Raw genomic sequence first — 20,032 nt, 5'->3', positions numbered from 1 at the left:
AACCTCAAATGATTAGAGTATTAGTTGCAGAAGATGAATTACCCATGCTTCAGGGATTGAAAGATAATCTGGAGTTCGAAGGTTATGAAGTAGATACGGCCACCAACGGAGCCGATGCATTAAAAAAGCTCATGACCAACCGGTTTCATGTAGCTTTGTTGGATGTAATGATGCCGGAACTTTCAGGTTTTGATGTCTGCAAACAGGCCCGGGCAAAAGGCAATAAGACCCCTGTCATCATGCTCACAGCCAAAGCCGAAGAAATTGACAAAGTACTAGGGCTTGAACTGGGCGCCGATGATTATATCACCAAGCCTTTCAGCTTACGGGAACTTTTAGCCCGCATAAGAGCCATTTTGCGACGTTCCGGTGCCGAGTCGGTAACCACCGACAAAGAGATTCATCAAATTGGCCGATTGTTGGTTAATTTCTCAGCCTACATCGCATCCATCGACGGCGTGGAAATAAAACTATCCTATAAGGAATTTGAAATCCTTCATTACCTCCACACTCATAAAAATGAAACCGTTGACCGAGATGAATTATTGGATGAAATATGGGGTACCGACTATCAGCCCACCTCACGAACCATAGACAATTTCATCCTTAAGCTGCGTCAAAAGGTGGAGGCCGACCCCAATGATCCCAAAATTATCCTCACCGTTCATGGGATTGGATATAAAATGGTACTTTGACAAATGACATCTCATGACATCTCATGATTTTCTCCTGACAGCAAAAACAAATTTTAGGTGCATCTTTGGATAACCATATACATCTAAACCATATTCCATGAAATCAATCCTCATAATCCGGCTTGGGCTTTTTCTGTTCCTGTTGCACCCCATGGCCTTCGCCAATATCCATCCGGTCGTTTCCTTAAACGGTTATTGGAAGTTTAACATCGGTGATCATATATCATGGGCCGAAAAAGGTTTTGACGACAGCGATTGGGACCAAATTAAAGCACCTGACAGCTGGGAAAATCAGGGATATGTAGGATACAACGGATACGCCTGGTATCGCAAAAGTATTACCATCCCCGGCGATGCCCAACAAATGCAGCTCTACCTCTCACTCGACAGGATTGATGATGTCAACGAAGTTTATTTTAATGGAACACGGATTGGTCAAACGGGAGGGTTCCCCCCTAAGTTTGAAACGGCTTACAACATCCAGGTGGTATATCCTATCCCTTCGCATTTGATTCAATACGATGGGAATAATACCATTGCTATCCGCGTTTATGATGACGGCGAAGAAGGTGGATTGGTAGGCACGGAATTAAAACTGGGATACGACGAGAACACCCAATTGTTGGCCCTCAATTTATCCGGCAATTGGAAATTCAGTTTTTATTATACCCTTAGTTGCCTGAAACCCGATTTTAACGACTCTGAATGGGACGACATACTTGTTCCGGCAACCTGGGAAAGTCAGGGCTACAACAATTATGACGGACAGGCTTGCTACCGGAAAACCTTCACTTTAGATAACACACTCAAAGATAGAGCCCTCTACTTTATTGGTGGAAAAATAGATGACAAAGACCAGGTCTTCATAAATGGCAAGCTTATCGGATCAACAGAAAAAATGTACAAAACCGCATTAGGGAACAGTTTTTGGGGCGATTGGCAAATCAGAAGGGCCTATCCCATACCCGAAGGACTTCTTAACTATTCCGGCAAGAACACCGTTGTGGTTTTGGTGGATGATCATGGTGGCATGGGCGGTATTTTTGAAGGACCGGTAGGACTAATGACCGAAGAACAATATCAGCAATATGAAGACAAATACGATACAGAGGTGTGGTTTCCCTTCAAGAAGTTTGTAAAATCTCTATTTCCTGATTAAAAGAAAGATATGAGAACACTCTTTACCATACTATATTTTTCCATTCTTTTCCAGTCTCTGGTATTTGCCAATCAACCCCATGAGGAGTACCGGCAAATCCTGAACCTGGAGGGTAACTGGAAATTCATGATCGGGGACGATCTGGGACGAGCTGCGCCCGACTTTGACGACCGTACCTGGGAAACCCTACATGTGCCTTCAAACTGGGAAAATCAGGGTTTTCACGGCTACGACGGATATGCCTGGTACCGCAAAAAGTTTGTTTTGTCACCCAATTATAAAGAGGCATCTTTAGTGCTATTCATGGGCTACATCGACGATGTGGATGAAGTGTATGTCAACGGCCAAAGGATTGGCCACAATGGTTCTTTCCCTCCCTTTTTCTTCACAGCCTATAATGCCGAAAGAAGATATATCATTCCCCGTGGACTAATAAATTTCAATGGCTACAACACCATCGCCGTTCGGGTCTATGATGCACAGCTCGACGGTGGCATCCTCAGTGGGAATGTGGGAATTTACCAGCACATTAGAGACTTGGTTCCCGACGTAGAGTTGGAAGGCTACTGGAAATTCCAAACGGGTGATAATAAAAAATGGGCTTCCCCCCAATACGATGACTCCAACTGGTACGAAATAATGGTTCCCGGCTTTTGGGAAGACCAGTTCAGGAAAAACTATGACGGCTTTGCGTGGTATCGCAAACAAGTCATGATTCCTGTCTCTTTAACCGGGAAACGCGTTGTACTCATGCTGGGAAAAATTGACGATCTGGACGAAGTTTACATCAATGGCAAACTAGTCGCTCATACGGGACAGATGTATGACCAACCATCCCGAAATCAGGCAGACAATGAATACTCCCGCCAACGCTATTATTACCTAAATGAATCGGATATTGTTCCCGGAAAAGTAAATACCATTGCTGTCAGGGTTTATGACATTGGCAGAGATGGCGGCATTTATGAAGGCCCCATTGGATTGATCGAACTCAGACGTTTCGTCCATTACTGGCGCTCTCGGTAATCTTTTTGGGGACATACCAATCCGTAAGATTAAAAAACCGACCAAAACCGCTTCTGTTTGCAAAACTTTTAACATCTTTACATTCGAAAATAACTGGTGGTTTTGGTGAGAAATTATTCCGAAATAGGTTGTATTACTTTACTGGGTGTTACGCTTACGGTATCTGTTACCGTAGGGCAATACCATAATGCAGTATTGTTACCGGAAGGTTCGGCCAAAAATATCTTGTTACAACCCACCGACGATCTGGCAGAAAATGAGAAATTGTATTATGTTTCCATTTCCTGCAGTACGCGAAAGCAAAATGCTTCGGTGGTACTTCCTCTGTTCCGATCCCTTCATCTTCCGGACTACTCTGCCGCCATAGACCTGAGAAGTCCCGGAATCCTGTTGGTAAAAACATCACCGGCCCCTAATGTTTTTGGGGGATTACCGGCCTCACCCCCTACCCTTTTGAACAGAAGGACGAATTCACAACATTTTAGGACCGCATGTGATGGCCTACCAAAGCATCACTGGTACTCATCTTCGCTGGCCATCCGCGCCGGCCCCACATCACGCTATCTCTGACTACTTTTTAATTTTAAAAGCCTGTCTACCGGGCTTTATTGTGATGATTATAGGATTATTCAATAATAAACAGATTTGAAATATGCCGGTTTTAAACCAGATAATGACCAAGCTGTTTGGCAGCAAATACGAACGGGACAAAAAGCAAATTCTTCCGATTGTCCAAAAAGTAAAAGCCGTTTCGCCTGAGTTGGAGAAACTTACCAACGACCAATTACGCGAACGGACAAACCTACTTAAAGCAAAGATAAGAGAAGCCGTTAAAGACGAGCAAACCCAAATTGATGAGCTCAAACATCGAGTTGAAGCCGAAAAGCTCTCCATCGATGAACGGGAAACCATCTACAGCGACGTGGACCGACTGGAAAAAGAAATGACCCAAAAGCTGGATGAGATACTGAATGACAATCTTCCCGAAGCGTTTGCCATTGTAAAAGAAACGGCAAGGCGCTTTAAGGAAAATGAAACCATCGAAGTGACGGCCACCGATTTCGATCGGGATCTGGCCACCACCAAAGATTTTGTGGAAATAAAAGGGGATAAAGCCATCTACCATAACACCTGGCAAGCCGGGGGAAATACCATTACATGGGACATGGTCCACTATGATGTACAGCTCTTTGGAGGCGTCGTATTGCATCAGGGAAAAATTGCCGAGATGGCAACCGGTGAAGGTAAAACCCTCGTAGCCACCTTGCCCGTTTTCCTCAACGCCCTTACCGGAAGAGGCGTACACCTGGTAACGGTGAACGACTATCTGGCCAAAAGGGACTCCGAATGGATGGGCCCCATCTACCAATTCCACGGCCTGAGTGTCGACTGTATCGACAGACACCAACCCAATTCCGAAGAACGTCGCGCGGCCTATCGGGCCGACATCACCTATGGGACCAATAACGAATTTGGGTTCGACTATTTGCGCGACAATATGGCCATCTCACCCGGCGACCTGGTACAGCGAACCCACAACTATGCCATCGTCGATGAGGTCGACTCCGTATTAATTGACGATGCCAGAACGCCGTTGATTATTTCCGGTCCGGTTCCCAATAAAGGGACGGATGAACTCTTCATGGAGTTCAGACCTAAGGTGGAAAAATTGTTTGAGGTTCAGAAAGCCTTGGTCTCAAAAATTCTTGCGGAAGCCAAACAAAAACTAAAATCAGACGACTCCAAAGTGCAAGACGAAGGCGCCCTTTTGTTGTTACGTGCCTATAAGGGGCTTCCTAAAAGCAAACCGCTCATTAAGTTTCTGAGTGAACAAGGCATAAAAGCCCGCATGTTGAAAACCGAAAATTTCTACATGCAGGAGAACAACAAAAACATGCATGTCGTAACCGATCCTCTCTATTTTGTGATAGATGAGAAAACCAACTCGGTAGATATGACCGAAAAAGGAATCGATTTGATCACCGGATCCAGCGACGACCCCGACTTTTTCGTATTGCCGGATATTGGCTCTGAAATAGCAGCACTCGAAAAAGATCCTTCTCTTACCGATGAGCAAAAAGTGACCAAAAAGGATGAACTGCTTCAAAGCTATGCCGTGAAGTCCGAACGCGTTCATACCGTCAATCAGCTCTTGAAAGCGTATGCCATGTTCGAAAAGGATGTGGAATATGTGGTGATGGACAACAAGGTAAAAATTGTGGACGAACAGACCGGCCGTATCATGGAGGGCCGTCGTTATTCCGATGGATTGCATCAGGCCATTGAAGCCAAAGAACGCGTCAAAGTGGAAGCAGCCACACAGACCTATGCCACCATCACCTTGCAGAACTACTTCCGCATGTACAATAAGCTGGCAGGGATGACCGGTACGGCCGAAACCGAAGCCGGTGAATTTTGGGATATCTACAAACTGGATGTGGTGGTTATTCCTACCAACAAACCCATTCAGCGAAAAGATCATGACGATCTGGTCTATAAAACCACCAGAGAAAAGTATAATGCCGTCATTGAAGAGATCATCAATCTGGTCAATGCCGGACGTCCGGTACTGGTGGGGACCACCTCCGTCGAGGTGTCCGAGCTGTTAAGCCGAATGCTGAAGATCAGAGGCATCAAGCATAATGTTCTGAATGCCAAACAGCACCAGCGTGAAGCAGAAATCGTGGCCGATGCCGGAAAAAAAGGCGTAGTCACCATTGCCACCAACATGGCCGGTCGGGGTACCGACATCAAGTTATCGCCCGAAGTGAAAAAGGCCGGCGGTTTGGCCATTGTGGGGACAGAAAGGCACGAATCGCGAAGAGTGGACCGTCAGCTGCGTGGTCGGGCCGGTCGTCAGGGAGACCCGGGATCCTCTCAATTCTTTGTCTCACTCGAAGACAATCTCATGCGCCTCTTTGGCTCCGACCGTATCGTGAAGTATATGGATCGCATGGGAATTCAGGATGGCGAAGTGATCCAACACAGCATGATTACCCGAAGCATCGAGCGGGCACAGAAAAAGGTGGAAGAAAACAACTTTGGCATTCGTAAACGGTTGCTCGAGTACGACGATGTGATGAACTCACAAAGAGAGGTCATTTACACCAAACGCAAACATGCTCTTTACGGCGAACGTATTCAGGTCGATATTTCCAATATGATCGCCGATTCATGCGAAACCATCGTCGATGAATATCAGCAAAAAAATGATTTCGACGGCTTTAAGATGGAATTGGTTCGTACCTTCTCAGTAGATTCGCCTTTCGATAAGGAAGAATTTACCAAGACAAGCATGAGTGAACTTTCCAACCGACTCTATAAGATGGTATGGGAGAGCTATCAGCGACGCATGGACACCATTTCACGGCAGGCGTATCCGGTAATCAAAGATGTTTACGAAAACAAAGGTAAAGTCTATGAAAACATTGTGGTTCCCATTTCTGACGGACAACGCGTTTATCAGATCACAACCAACCTCAAGGAAGCTTATGAGAGTAGTGGTGAAGGCCTTGCCAAATCTTTTTCGAAAGCCATCTTACTGTTGACCATTGACGAAGCCTGGAAAGAACACTTACGTGAACTGGACGATTTGAAACAGGCCGTTCAAAATGCCTCTTACGAGCAGAAAGATCCGTTGTTGATCTATAAATTCGAATCGTTCAATCTCTTTAAGGAGATGGTCGATCAGGTCAACCGCAAAGTGGTTTCCGCCTTGGCCAAAGCGCATATCCCCATCCGCGATGCCAGTCAGGTCAGACAGGCAGAAGAACGAAAAAGACAGGATATGGGACGGCTTAAGCTGCAAAAGGATGAAATCCCGGGCGCCGGCATTCCCGGTGGCTATCCCGGTCAAAAAACGCAGGGAGCCGGACGAAAAGAAGAGCAAAAAGTTCAACCCATCCGGGTCGAGAAAAAAGTGGGACGTAACGATCCATGCCCCTGTGGTAGCGGTAAAAAGTACAAACAATGCCACGGTAAAAATGCTTAATAGCTTCTAAAAATAAATCTGATTTATGGTTCTTTTTAATTATATCACCTGGAATCCGGACCCGGAGATCTTTTCTCTGGGGCCTTTATCGGTTCGTTATTACGGCCTGTTTTTTGCCATTGCCTTCCTGCTGGGCTATTACATAATGGAGAAGATGTTCAAGCGCGAGGAAGCCCCTGAAGAATGGCTCGACAAACTTTTTGTCTATGTGGTTTTAGCAACGGTCATCGGTGCCCGCTTAGGGCATGTCCTTTTCTACGGATGGGACTACTATTCGCAGCATCCGGGCGAAATCCTGGCCATTTGGCATGGCGGACTGGCTAGTCACGGAGGTGCCATCGGCATACTCATTGCCATCTACCTTTTTTCCAAAAGAGTATCCAAGAAGTCGATGCTGTGGGTTCTCGACCGTCTGGTGGTGCCGGTAGCACTGGCCGCTGTTTTTATCCGGTCGGGAAATCTCATGAATTCCGAAATTGTGGGTACCGTTACCGACCTTCCCTGGGGCTTTCAATTCCTGAGGGCATCGGTCGAAAATCCTGAATTGCCAAGACATCCCAGCCAGATGTATGAGGCGTTGTCCTATCTGCTCATCTTCGGTGTTTTGATGTTCCTCTACTGGAGAACTGATGCACGTCTCAGAAGAGGTCTTCTCTTCGGCCTTTTTCTTATAGGTGTCTTCACATCCCGTTTCTTCATCGAATTTGTCAAGGAAAATCAGGAAGCCTTTGAAGAGGGAATGGCACTTAATATGGGGCAAATATTGAGTATCCCCTTTGTTCTTGCCGGATTATACTTCTTTTTCAAAGCCTTGAAAAGGCCTCCCGTGAAAAAGTAAACGGAATAGATCATACACAACTAACAATACTGAATCCCTGTGCAACGAAACGTAATGATCTCTGCACAGGGATTTTTTATGCGTACGTTTCAAAAAATGATGCGGATGTTTTGGGAAAATGATGCGGATGATTTTTAAAATGATGGCGTTCAAAAAAAATTTGATGCGCATCATTTTTTTTTTGATGCGCATCATTTTGCAAAACGATGCGCATGATTTTCAAATTCGATGCGCATCAATTAGGGAGCGGATCACGATGAAAAATAAATCTTCGATAGAAAAGAATAAACGGTCCGGAAATCAATACAATACACACGAGGCAAAAACCAAACCATTAAAACCACTCAGCATCATTAACCAACCTTCATGAGACGAAAATTTCCTAAAATAATTCAAGCGGCTTAAACCCGAAAAATGCATTAGAATTGCGTCGTGAGAATTAAAAGTGCAATCAATCAAGAACTTGTTGAAATGAGGCATAGCACCGCTATGGTGAATTGAAACAAGTTAGCTTGCGACTTGATTGGCAGCAATTTTAATTCGTAATAGATTTTCTAATGCATTTTTCGGGTTTAAGCAAAGCAGGCTTTTGTAAAGAAAAAACACATCGGTAAAATAGTTCTGAAAATTGATTGATGTCTCCTTTCTTCTATATGCTGAAAGAAGCAAAGACCCTTTTTGATTGCCATCGTCTAAAAATACATAAAACAGGCTATATTGAGGAAGTATTCACGCCGCTCACACAAAACCATAAAAAGGCCATATCAACTAAAAGAAACACAAAAGAGGACGTAAAACAGCCCTATATATCTTTCAAAAGGATATTATCTGGCGAGGAAGCCATGATTTTCTCAAAGCCATCAAAGCGGGTACTGACCAAATCCACGGCATCGGTTCTTTCCAAAATGGTTTCCGAATAACCGGTATGTTCAATCTGATGAAGTACGTTGGCAATGGTCATTTTACTAATATCATAGGCGGGCAACACCACAATATCATCTTTGGAATCGGCGCCGATTTCAACCAAAACGCCACAATCAAAGAGTTTGTAAACAAGGTCGTTAACCAACCTGATGGGAAGCTTCAATTTTTCGGCCAAATCAGAAACTGAAAAAGGTTTTTCTTTAAGCGCAAAGGCCTTCACCACTTCGCGTACCATGAGGATACTCACCAGCTTCTGGGCATAGATACTCATTTTTTTGGTATCCACTTCAAATTCAAAGCTGCGCTCATTCTGATGGGCAAAAGCCAGTTCTGCTCCAAACAAAACAATGTTCCAGCTGGTCTGCATCCAGATCAGGAAAAGAGGGAGTGCCGCGAAACTACCATAAATGGCATTATAGCGCGAAACACCGACCTGAAAATAGATATAGCCATATTGTATTCCCAGGAAGAGAATTCCGGAAATAAAGCCCCCAAAGAGAGCTGAAATCGGCTTCACTCTGGTATTGGGCATTATCATAAAGAACAAAGAAAAGACGATCCAAACCAACAGGTATGGCGCCACCCAAACCAAAAAGCCACTGGCATAGCTCACAACCCCCAAATCGCGCATCTGATTGGCAATAAAAACCACCACACTTCCCGATGTCACCAGCAAAAGAATCCCCACCAATACCAGGGATACGTAATCGCTAAATTTTCGAAGTATGGAACGTGATTTTTTTACATCCCAAATGTCGTTAAACGATTCTTCGATGCTGTTCATCAATCGCATCACCAAGAACAGCAAAATGCCGAATCCGACACCGGCAATCATGCCCCCTTTAGCATTGTCCAGATAATCCAGGGCAAATTCTTCAATCCATCGAACCACCTCTTCATGTCCCACCAGGCGCTGTTGAAGCTCTTGCTCCAGCGCCTCTCTGAAGCCAAAACCTTTGGCAATCCCAAAAGCCATAGCGACCAAGGGAACCACTGAAAGAAGTGAGAAGAAAGTGAGTGCCGAAGCTTTGATTTGACACTGATCCACCACAAACCTGCGAATGGCCAGAGAAAAAATACGTAAGAAGCGGATCAACCAGAACTGACGTTTACTGGTTTCGTCGGGACGGATCCGCCAAATGTCTTCTAAGAGAAAAACCCTTATTTGTTCTAGTTGTCGTTTCATGAAAAAAATAAAAACAGCAAACCTGTAAGCCGGATTCTGTATCCTGTTGCCAGGATGCCTGCCATTAATCTACGAGAGCAGTCACCTACCCTCTTTAGCGACCTACCCTTCCCGGCTTTCACTGCGTGAAACCGGAGCGAGCAACCCCGTACCTGAAAGGAACCGGGATATACATGGTCTTGCAACCCGCGGGGTGTACGGCTTCGAATGTTACCACCCGAACCGGTGGGCTCTTACCCCACCTTTTCACCCTTGCCCGAAGGCGGTTATTTTCTGTTACACCTGCATGACCTCACGGCCATCTTCCCGTTAGGAAGCGCGGCGCTCTGCGTTGTCCGGACTTTCCTCCCCAAAAGGGCGACAGGCCGGTTTGCTGTTTTGCTGCAAAAAATTAAAAATTGAAATTATCCGTATAATACGTCATTTTCCGTTAATGCAACTACAAACGTAAACAAAAAACATGAAAGCCTCAACAAGACATTCATGTTATGCATATCCTCGTGCCAACGAAACGACACTTCCAGGAGCCAATCGAGAAAAATTTTAGCGCCAATCCGGATTGGACAACTTATTACTCAATCCTGAAAGGTTCGTATTTTTCCAACGGAACCAAATAGGCCTTGGGATACCCCATGGCTTTAATTCTATTCAATTCACGGATCGCTTCCTCGCCAGAAAAAGCACCTACTGTGTATCGGTAAATTTTGTCGTTCGGATAAAACTCCATGACATCATCAAATTCCTCAAACTCGGAGGTATAAACTGGATATCTGTAAGCTGCCAGCTGAACCGTATAAATGGTATTTCGATTGGTCACTACACTCGATGTTCCCCCTCCGTTCTTCAAACGATAATCGCGAATATCCACCACAAAACATTGAGTATACCCCAATTCTTTAATTCTGGGAATATACTGTCTGGCTTCTTCTTTTGACGAAAATGTTCCTACCGTATAGCGCACATAACCATCCGTGCAATAATATTCATTGGCCTGATCAATATTTTTAAAGAATGAAGGATTTTGCGGAGGTTTTTCCAACGCAAGAATTTGGATGGCAAAATAGGGCGCAGAAATGTTCTTCACCGCCACAATTTTTTTGGACGACCGCAAATGGGCCAGCTTATCAGCAGCAACCTTTCCGGTAAAGGCTTGCATCAACAAAACTGTTCCTAAAATAAAGTATCTGATCAATTTAACCATGTTTCACCTTCTAATATTTCGGTTCACGTTAGTTTTGCCCTAACTTTTTCCATACAACAACTTCAATTCTCCTGTTTTTCAGATGTTCGCTTTCATCACATAATTTCCCGCGCGAACACTTATTGACTAAATATCTTTCACCGTAGCCACGAGGGATCACATTTTTCTCGCCTATTCCTAACTTGGTCAGATAGTTTTTGGCCTTTTCCGCCACATTTTGAGAAACCTGCAAATTATTGTATTTACTACCTCGTGCATCGGTATGTGCATTCAATTTCACAACGACATTCGGATTATTTTGCAAATAGGCAGCCAACTGTTCCAACACTTTAATTCCCTGGTCGGTAATTTCATCGCCGCGATAAGGAATAATCATGGTTCCTATATCATCCAATACCACATCATCAAACACAGGAGTAAGGGCAATTCCGTTTTTAGCAATGGTTTCCAGCTCCATGATGTCAACAATCATACTTTTCCGTTTATAATCATCCCCCTTACTAACCTCAATTTCAAAAGACTGTCCTTCTTTCCTAAACTCATCGGGGAGAATAAGGTGTACTCTTCCGTTACTATCGGTATTTCCTTCCACAACGGATTGTCCAGATCCATGGTCCTTAACCACAATAATGGCATTTTCAATGGCACTACCGTTATAGGTACTTGTAATCCGTGCCGAAAAAGCATCGGGAAATGCCGATAAATCGGGTTCCGGCTCCGGCTCCGGTTCGGGTTCCGGTTGCGGCTCCGGTTGCGGTTCATTATACTCCAGCCCTGCCATCGGCATCTCTTCTGGTTCCACCGTACCTTGCTCATCGTACAACAGCCCCCCCATGGGAACCATATCTTCGTCTTCGTTACTTGGCGTTTCTTGTTGGGCGCTGCGTGGCTCCACATAAAAAATAACATCATCCCCACTACTAATCCGGTTGGAAGACAAGAACCCCCGGTCCGAATTGTTGGGATCGATGACATACCCAAAATCGTCCTTATTGGAGTTAAAGGGTTTCATCATATTAAGCGGATTGTCCCAAGAGGCCTCACCTCTTTTCTCTGCTTTGTAAATATCGAGTCCACCAAATCCCTGCATACCGTCACTACTGTAATATAAGACATAATCTTTACTCACAAAGGGGAATCGCTCATCTCCAAAAGTATTAATTCTGGAACCCAGATTTTTAGGTTGACCAAAACGCCCATCATCATACCGTTCTGCCACATACAGGTCGGTACCACCGTATCCACCCTTCATATTGGAGGCAAACACCAAATAACGATCGTCGGGCGTCACGGCGGGATAGGCACAATCGTAATCGTTACTATTGATGGGCAAAACTTTTTCATTGATCCAATGCTCACCATCAAATTCAACGGAGAAAATCTTAATTCTACTTTGCCCACCGGCGATTCTTACAGACCGGGTATAATACATTGTTTTTTGGTCGGAAGTAAAGGAAATGGCCCCCACATGATAGTCAAAAACCATTTTTTCATCAAACAGTCTCTTCTTTCCAATCTTTCCATTCTCATCCAACTCGGAATAGTACAGGTTCAGAAACTCTTTTCCATATCGATCAACATTGCGTCCATCATCATCTCCCGAAGAAGATGAATAAACCACTCCGTCTTTATAGTATTGAATACCAAAAGACTGTCCAAAAGTTAAAAGGGTGGATGGGTTCACGTAGTAGTTGGGATTATACTCATCATTTTCAAGTGCCCACACACACGATTCCATCAGCTTTTTTATCTGTGTTTGGTTTCCCACGTTGTACTGCTTGGTTTTACGATACAGATCGATGGCACGCTGATAAAACCCGTTTTTATGAGCAGATAATGCATAATTCACCAAATCTTCCGGAAGGAGTTTTCCTTTGAGTTCATCAAAAGCCACAAATGCCTGCTCAATATCATTCAAATAATAATAGCAATGAGCAATTCGTCTTTGAACGTCAATGGACAGTTCCTCACCTGAATTCTTTGCTTGTTCATAGTATTGCAGAGCCTTAAAATATTCTTCGTCATTGAAGAACTTATCACCCTTTCTTAAGGTTCGGCTCTGCCCCATAACCATCGAAGCAGAAAGAAGAACAAAGGCAATGAGAGATATTATTTTACTTAGCTTCATACGGCAAAATTTTCCAAATGGTAGATAAGGAACAGATTAAAAATATCGAATGGAACGCATCCCGGGCCTTCCAGTAAACGAAAAATCAAACTGCAAACTTATTTCATGTGTTCCGTAATTATTAAACTGGTTCAATTCACTGATCGGATAATCGAATGAATATCGCACCGTAAATCGATTATTGATGGCATACTCACAAAGGAAAACCATATCGGAAATGGTTCTATACGATAACCCCAACCAGAGGCGATCCATAAACAGTACATTCCCGGAGATATCAAACTGTAAAGGAGCCCCATAAACATACTTAATCAACATGGTTGGCTTAATTTTTACCTTCTCCATCTCAAAAACATAACCGCCATAAAGGTAGGAATGCATATTTTTTAAATCAAGCGTATTCTTGAAGTCATTCACCTCCGGATCTTCATCGAACTGGTTGCTAAAGATTTTAGGCACGGAAAAACCGGCAAAATAGGTATCCGAATAGAAGTACGCCCCAAATCCCACATTGAATATCATTTTGGATTCCTTACTTTCAAAAACCGGATCGTTAGGATCTCCTACTTCAGCTTTGGTGCCATCATGCACAAGGGAACTGACACCTGCCTGCAAACCTAAAGAGAGAAATCGCTTTCTTCGGTCAAGTTGGATTTTATAGGATGCTGCAGCAAAAGCATCAAAAGTATTGCTAAACCCTATATGATCATTAACGAGCACCAACCCAACGCCCAAATTGGTCTCCTCAATGGGACTATGAATATTCAAGGCCTGGTTCATCGGCGCACCTTCCATCCCCAGCCATTGGCTACGATGAATTAACAATCCGCTAATGATATCCCGGGTACCATTGTAGGCCGGATTCAAAAGCCCTTGATTGGCAATATAATGATTAAACTGATATTGATCCTGGGCTTTTAGGGAATACCCTAAAATCAACATCAAAACAAATAATCCTATCTTATTAAAACTCATATTCATTATCATAGGGTATAGATTAATTCGCATTATTAGCGGCGAAGCTCTACAAAACCGTTGAATTTCTTAATGACGGTTTTATCCTCCACATTGGCCCTAATGGTATACACATAAAAGTAGACACCATTGGGTAAATCGTTACCTATAGAAACCATATTGGAATTATTAGATTTCCCATCCCAGTCATTTTCATAAATCTTTCCTTTAGACCGATAAACCAACGTTCCCCACCTGTTGAAAACTTCCAAGGTACTTTCTTCTGTCGTTGACCGGTTCGAGGAAATCACAAAATAATCATTCAAGCCATCTCCATTGGGTGAAAATGCATTGGGAATAAAAATAGATCGATCTTTAGTAATATCCTTATTCCCCACATAAACAAATATGGTATCCTGATCCCATCTACTGGGTTCTACAATGTTTTCGACACGATATACAATGGTATCACCACCGAAGAAGGAAGGAGACTTAGTAAATTCTACTAATCCGGTTGAAGCATCAATAGTGATTTCTCCAAATTCATCCTCATAGTAGGTGGAACCATTAACAGCAAAAAAGAAAGATAAATTGCCAACATCAATGGAAGCTTGATTCCTAACTTTAACCGTAACGGTATCGGAAACTTCACCTTCATTGAGATAAATGTAGGCAGAATCAGCTTCAAACATATCGTTCAATACATGAAGCACACCATTATATACCACTGGTTCACATAATCCCGAAGAATACCTGACATACAATTTATAATCTCCGGGTTCAGTAACAACAACAGAGGTTTCACTTGGATTAAGTTGAACGCTGGTTCCGGTGTTTTCATTTACCAGAAAATACTCCATATCACTATACAGTGCACTGACAATAACATCAATCTTTAACCCTTCGTCGCTTAGGTATTCGGTTTTTTCAGACGCCACCCCAAGGTTACTAATAATTTCCTTCATCTCACCTACCGGAGGAGTCGGATAGGTGCCAATTGTGACGGTATCAAATTCGGAGAAACAACCGGAAACTAAATCAACAGCTTGAATCACATAATCTCCCTCACCCATATTTTCGAAGCTCACAAACCCCGATTCACCAAATTGACGTTTCAAATAGTTGCTCGTATCATCAGATCGATACAAATAATAACCATACGCAGCAGAAGTGTTGCCCACAATAATGGTTGCCAGATCCGTGCTCTCCGGACAATAAAGGATTTCATCGCTGGAAATATTCGGTGGAACGATGGCACTAGAGACTGCAATATCTATTTTTCCATATTCCGCCTCACAAATATTCCCTTTGGTGGAAATTCTAATATAGTAGGTTCCACTGGCATCTATATCCCAGGAAATATTATCGCCTTCAACCTTAACACCATCAGCCTCACTAAGGATGACATTTTCATGTCCGTCATTTCCATCGACAATATCATAGTACCAAAGAGGATCATCTTCACTGATATCGTAGATAATTTTAACAGAATTTCCATAACAAACTGTAGCAACATCCGGATCCAATTGGGGAATATTAGGCACAGGCTGCATCACTTCAATCAACCGCACGGAATCGGACAAAGAGGTCACACAAGCACCTTCATAAGAAGCCGAAACCAAATAACTTCCTTCGAAAACAGGTCCTAAATCAAGATCTCCGGCACTCTCAGCCACTGCTTCTGCTGCAATGTTATTGGTATTATCCACTAACCGGTAAGTGACATTTGCCTCAGCTCCTAATATCTGCACCATGCCATAGGGTTCAGAGCTACAGAAAAAGACCGTATCATTGGCCAATACAGGCACATTAGGATCAGGCATATGAACCACATGGATACTATCCTTCATGCTGGAGGTACAGCCATAAGGAGAAATCGCGACAATGGAATAATAATCTTCGTCGCTAACCCGGTTAAACTGAATGGTATCGCCACTTGTAGGCGCAACAATTGTTTGTACATTAATCTTTCCTGATGCGGTATGTCTTTGAAGCATATAACTAACTCCCGCCTCAGAATTATCGATACCAAGAACGGCACCGGATCCATCACAAAATGCACCGGGTCCAATCATATTGAAAGCAATTGGCAAAGGACGAACTTTAAGTTCAACCCGATTAAGCATTTCATTGTTGCATGTTTCATCACTGGGAGACAATCCAACAACATAATATTCACCTTCCTCATTCACTAAATCGAACGAAATATCATTTCCTGTGCCTGCAACAATTTGTATGGTATCATTCGTAGGTGCATGAACAAGAGCATAATCAACGCCAATATCTGAACCTTCCAGTTCGAATTCAATCCCGGGTTCACCATTACATATATCACCTTCTTCCGGTTCCAAATAATATTTTTTTACAGCACCCGCGACATCTACATTTACATTATCATCTAGAACTGTAGGACATCCATATTCTGAAGTAGCTTCTACATAATATGTTGAATTCAAATCAACAATTGGATCAAAAGCTAAAGGCGTGACTGGATCCGGAACTATCAATTCTTGACCATATACTTTTTCTCCGCCAGAATTATAGGTAAACACCTGATATGTATAACCATCTGACTCAGGATTAGGTATCTCTATGATAACCCCATCATCGCAAGCAGCCCCACCACTTGAAGCAACCTCGATAGTGTTATCGGGAAGGTCATGTTCCTGAATATCCGCATTCCCTGTCATTAAGGACGTGCATAAGGTTCCAACATTGCGGGCTTCAATCTCATAAGTATCAACATCTACCACAATAAACTCAATGGAACTGCCCGTCCCCGGTTCCCATGAGCCAACACCGGAACTATTTTTCCAGCGATACTCCACATCTGTTTCGGTTGTTTCAAGACCAATAACTGCTTCTCCAGTAGGTCCACACTTTTCGGTAAATATGATAACCGGATATGGTTTTGGTAACGGATCGGCCACAACTACGATTTCATTACTGAATGCTTCACAGCCCACACCATAGGTTACAGCACGCACTTGATATGTACCTTCTGTATTAAAACCTGTCACAAACGAAATATTCCCATCTCCTTCAATACCGCTATAAGACTGAATAACAGTACCAGAACTAACCTCAAACAATTCATAAGTCACTCCGTCTTTTTGCGTTATCTCCAGGGTAATATCAACACCATCAACACCATCATCACAAAAATGACCGCCATTGGAAACTACTAAATTACCAGGATCTGGTAATGAAATCTCAACGACATCCACCCTATTATTCATTAAGTAAGGACATCCGCCAGAAGAATAGGCCACAACGGAATAAATCGTAGTATCAGAACCGGCCTGTTGATAATTGCCCAATACCAGCGCATTGCCATCCCCCGTTATGGTGTCGAACGGGGTACCATCCTGAAGAACAATATATTCCACCCCATTTTCAGAACCGGACAGAGATAACTCTACCCCATCGGGGTCATCTTCACAATAACGACCGTTATTTTCAGCGGAAAGATCAAATTTTTGAAGCTCATCGCCTTCAATGGTAAAGCTGCCTGCCATGCTATTCGTACACCCAAAATCACTTTGAGCCTCAATGGTATAAGTGCCAACATAACTGTAAGCGCTGTCAAACACAAAGGGCACAACCCCTCCGGTCTTGGTTTCCAAGACACTTCCATCTAAAATCAGACGATATTCATAATACCCCCACGAATTCTCCAAACCTATTTTATATCCAGTCCCTGAGCTACAATCACTCTCGGTTAAGCCTCCTGGGACAGGAACCATAGAACCGTTAACGGTCATCGTATCTTTGGTTGGCAAGGCATACTCTCGAATGGTAAAGGGATCACTCTCTTGAAAATCAGAGGGTAACTCAGCACGATAGGATTTAACCCGGTAAGTAGTACCGGTTGGTGCAGCACCTCCAGTAACATTATTCCATACTATTGAAATAGCCCCGTCGTAAACAATTGAAGTATAGGAAGTACTTGTTCCATCTTCATAAACAATCTCATAAGTCACATTATTTTGCGGATTAATCACTTCCACCACGGCACCACTAGCATCCTCACAATAAGAAGAGTCTGTAACCACAACTTCTGGAATCCCTACATTTTCCAAAACGATCACTTCCGTAGTGCCCGAAATATTACAGCCATTAGCGTCGGTCACATCAACAACATATTCGCCTGCATTAGCGAGGGTAACACCAGTTATTGTAGGATTCTGATCAGAACTACTGAAGCCATCCGAACCACTCCAAGTATAGGTATAGGGTTCGATGCCTCCTGATACCGTTACCGATAATGTAACATCTTCTCCTTCAAAGACTGGTCCGGAGTTACTAACATCATCAATAACAAGACTGCTAACGACAACAGTCGTTGATGTATCCAGGCTACAGCCGTTGTCATCAGTAATTGTGACAAAATACTCGCCTTCATTAGAATCGGAAACACTTACAAGAGTGGGATCTTCATCGCTAGTAGTATACCCATTCGGACCACTCCATAGATAAGAGAGAGGACTCGAACCCGATGCATCAACAGATAAATTCAGGTCGTCTCCTGCACAAACCGGACCATCATTAGAAATAAAATCCACAGTAGGAATATCATTAACAGTCAGTTGGGCGGTATCGGCTAAACTAAAACATCCCAAATCATCCTCTACAACTACACTATAGGAAGCCCCACTATTGGCCAACTCAACATCAGTTCCTGTTAAAAGGTACTGATTAGAAGGGTCATTACTTATTTCAGCACCACTTCCATCATACCACGTATAATTAACATAATTACCGCTTCCTCCTGACGTTATAGCGGTTAAAGCGACATCTTGTCCATAACAAGTGGAAACATCGTTAAGAATCACTACCGGAAGATCATTAACTACGACATTGGTAGATTGTGTAGTAGAACACCCATTAGCATCGGATACTAGAAGTTCATAATTTCCTGAATAATCGCTTGTTGGGGTAGATATTACAGGATCTTCATCATTGGAAACAAAACCATTGGGACCACTCCATGAATAGGTATAGGGACCAATGCCTCCCGAAACTGTAGAGGATAGTTCTAAGTTAGTTCCTTCACACACAGGACCATTATTAGAAATATCATCAATAGTTGGATTTTCATTCACAACCACAGAAGTACTACCCGTAGCAGAGCCGCAACCATTAATATCTGTAACTATGACATCATAAGTTCCAGCATTGGCAATTGTTACACCAGAAATAATAGGATTCTCATCCGTACTTGTAAATCCGTCAGGACCCGTCCATGAAAAGGAATAAGGACCTGATCCACCTGATACGGTCACTGACAAATTGAGTTCTCCTCCTACACAAACAGGGCCATTATTAGTAATATCGTCGATTACCGGATTATCATTAACCACAGCCGTAGTGCTTCCAATCGCAGAACCACAACCATTGGCATCGGTAACAACGACTTCATAATCCCCGGCATTGGCCACCGTCACATTGGCAATAATGGGATTTTGATCACTGGAGGTAAATCCATCTGGCCCGGTCCATAAGTAAGTATAAGGACCTGTACCGCCGGATACGACAACCGATAGATTTAACGTTCCTCCTGCACAAACAGGACCATCATTAAAAATATTGTCTATAACAGGATTTTCATTTACAACAACTGTAGTGCTTCCAGTGGTAGATCCACATCCATTGGCATCCGTAACAACGACTTCATAATCACCGGCATCCGCCAACGTAATATTGCTAATAATGGGATTTTGATCACTACTACTAAAACCATTGGGACCACTCCAAGAATAGCTATAGGGACCGGTGCCACCGGAAACCGAGACAGAAAGGTTCACTGTACCCCCTTCACAGACCGGACCATCATTGGAAACAACGTCAATCGAAGGATTTTCATTAACTGTTAAGGAGGTGGTGCCTGTTACAGAACAACCATTGGCATCCGTAACTATCACATCGTA

At 43.4% G+C, this 20,032-nt stretch carries 11 protein-coding genes and 1 other RNA gene; 6 read left to right on the top strand and 6 right to left on the bottom strand.

Annotation, left to right across the window (positions count from 1 at the left end):
- Positions 1-8 precede the first annotated feature (8 nt).
- The 6 genes from ACT29H_RS08750 (at position 9) to lgt (ending at position 7,709) form a co-directional block, all read left to right on the top strand.
- Entirely contained in the window at positions 9-695 is a 687-nt protein-coding gene (locus tag ACT29H_RS08750) for a response regulator transcription factor (RefSeq protein ID WP_444821242.1), read from the top strand.
- 97 nt (positions 696-792) lie between these two features.
- Positions 793-1,854, top strand: coding sequence for a beta galactosidase jelly roll domain-containing protein (locus ACT29H_RS08745; protein WP_444821241.1), 1,062 nt, complete (start codon positions 793-795; stop codon positions 1,852-1,854).
- A 9-nt stretch (positions 1,855-1,863) separates the two neighbouring features.
- Positions 1,864-2,880 carry a beta galactosidase jelly roll domain-containing protein gene (locus tag ACT29H_RS08740; protein WP_444821240.1) on the top strand — a complete coding sequence of 339 codons (1,017 nt, stop codon included), beginning with the start codon at positions 1,864-1,866 and terminating at the stop codon, positions 2,878-2,880.
- Positions 2,881-2,985: 105 nt separating this feature from the next.
- Positions 2,986-3,450, top strand: coding sequence for a hypothetical protein (locus tag ACT29H_RS08735; RefSeq protein ID WP_444821239.1), 465 nt, complete (start codon positions 2,986-2,988; stop codon positions 3,448-3,450).
- 82 nt (positions 3,451-3,532) lie between these two features.
- The gene (secA, locus tag ACT29H_RS08730) at positions 3,533-6,871 is read left to right on the top strand and encodes a preprotein translocase subunit SecA (RefSeq protein WP_444821238.1); all 3,339 of its coding nucleotides are present in this window, start codon (positions 3,533-3,535) and stop codon (positions 6,869-6,871) included.
- Between the two features lie 25 nt (positions 6,872-6,896).
- A complete protein-coding gene (gene lgt, locus ACT29H_RS08725; RefSeq protein ID WP_444821237.1) occupies positions 6,897-7,709 on the top strand; it encodes a prolipoprotein diacylglyceryl transferase in 813 nt (270 codons plus the stop codon).
- Between the two features lie 802 nt (positions 7,710-8,511).
- On the opposite strand, the gene ACT29H_RS08720 is transcribed toward lgt, so the two are convergent.
- From ACT29H_RS08720 to ACT29H_RS08695, 6 genes are all read right to left on the bottom strand, one after another.
- On the bottom strand, positions 8,512-9,819 hold the full coding sequence (locus ACT29H_RS08720; RefSeq protein ID WP_444821236.1) for a YihY/virulence factor BrkB family protein: 1,308 nt from the start codon (positions 9,817-9,819) through the stop codon (positions 8,512-8,514).
- Positions 9,820-9,828: 9 nt separating this feature from the next.
- Positions 9,829-10,196: RNase P RNA component class A (gene rnpB / locus ACT29H_RS08715), an RNA gene on the bottom strand.
- Between the two features lie 194 nt (positions 10,197-10,390).
- Positions 10,391-11,020, bottom strand: a complete 630-nt coding sequence (locus ACT29H_RS08710; protein WP_444821235.1) for an SPOR domain-containing protein — start codon at positions 11,018-11,020, stop codon at positions 10,391-10,393.
- 28 nt (positions 11,021-11,048) lie between these two features.
- On the bottom strand, positions 11,049-13,148 hold the full coding sequence (locus ACT29H_RS08705) for an OmpA family protein (protein WP_444821234.1): 2,100 nt from the start codon (positions 13,146-13,148) through the stop codon (positions 11,049-11,051).
- Between the two features lie 36 nt (positions 13,149-13,184).
- The gene (locus ACT29H_RS08700) at positions 13,185-14,123 is read right to left on the bottom strand and encodes a PorP/SprF family type IX secretion system membrane protein (RefSeq protein WP_444821233.1); all 939 of its coding nucleotides are present in this window, start codon (positions 14,121-14,123) and stop codon (positions 13,185-13,187) included.
- A 35-nt stretch (positions 14,124-14,158) separates the two neighbouring features.
- Positions 14,159-20,026, bottom strand: coding sequence for a T9SS type B sorting domain-containing protein (locus ACT29H_RS08695; RefSeq protein WP_444821232.1), 5,868 nt, complete (start codon positions 20,024-20,026; stop codon positions 14,159-14,161).
- Positions 20,027-20,032 lie beyond the last annotated feature (6 nt).

It is taken from the genome of Thermophagus sp. OGC60D27 (assembly GCF_052400625.1).
In the GTDB taxonomy this organism is placed as follows: domain Bacteria; phylum Bacteroidota; class Bacteroidia; order Bacteroidales; family Marinilabiliaceae; genus Thermophagus.
This window is presented reverse-complemented; position numbering and strand designations above follow the sequence as displayed.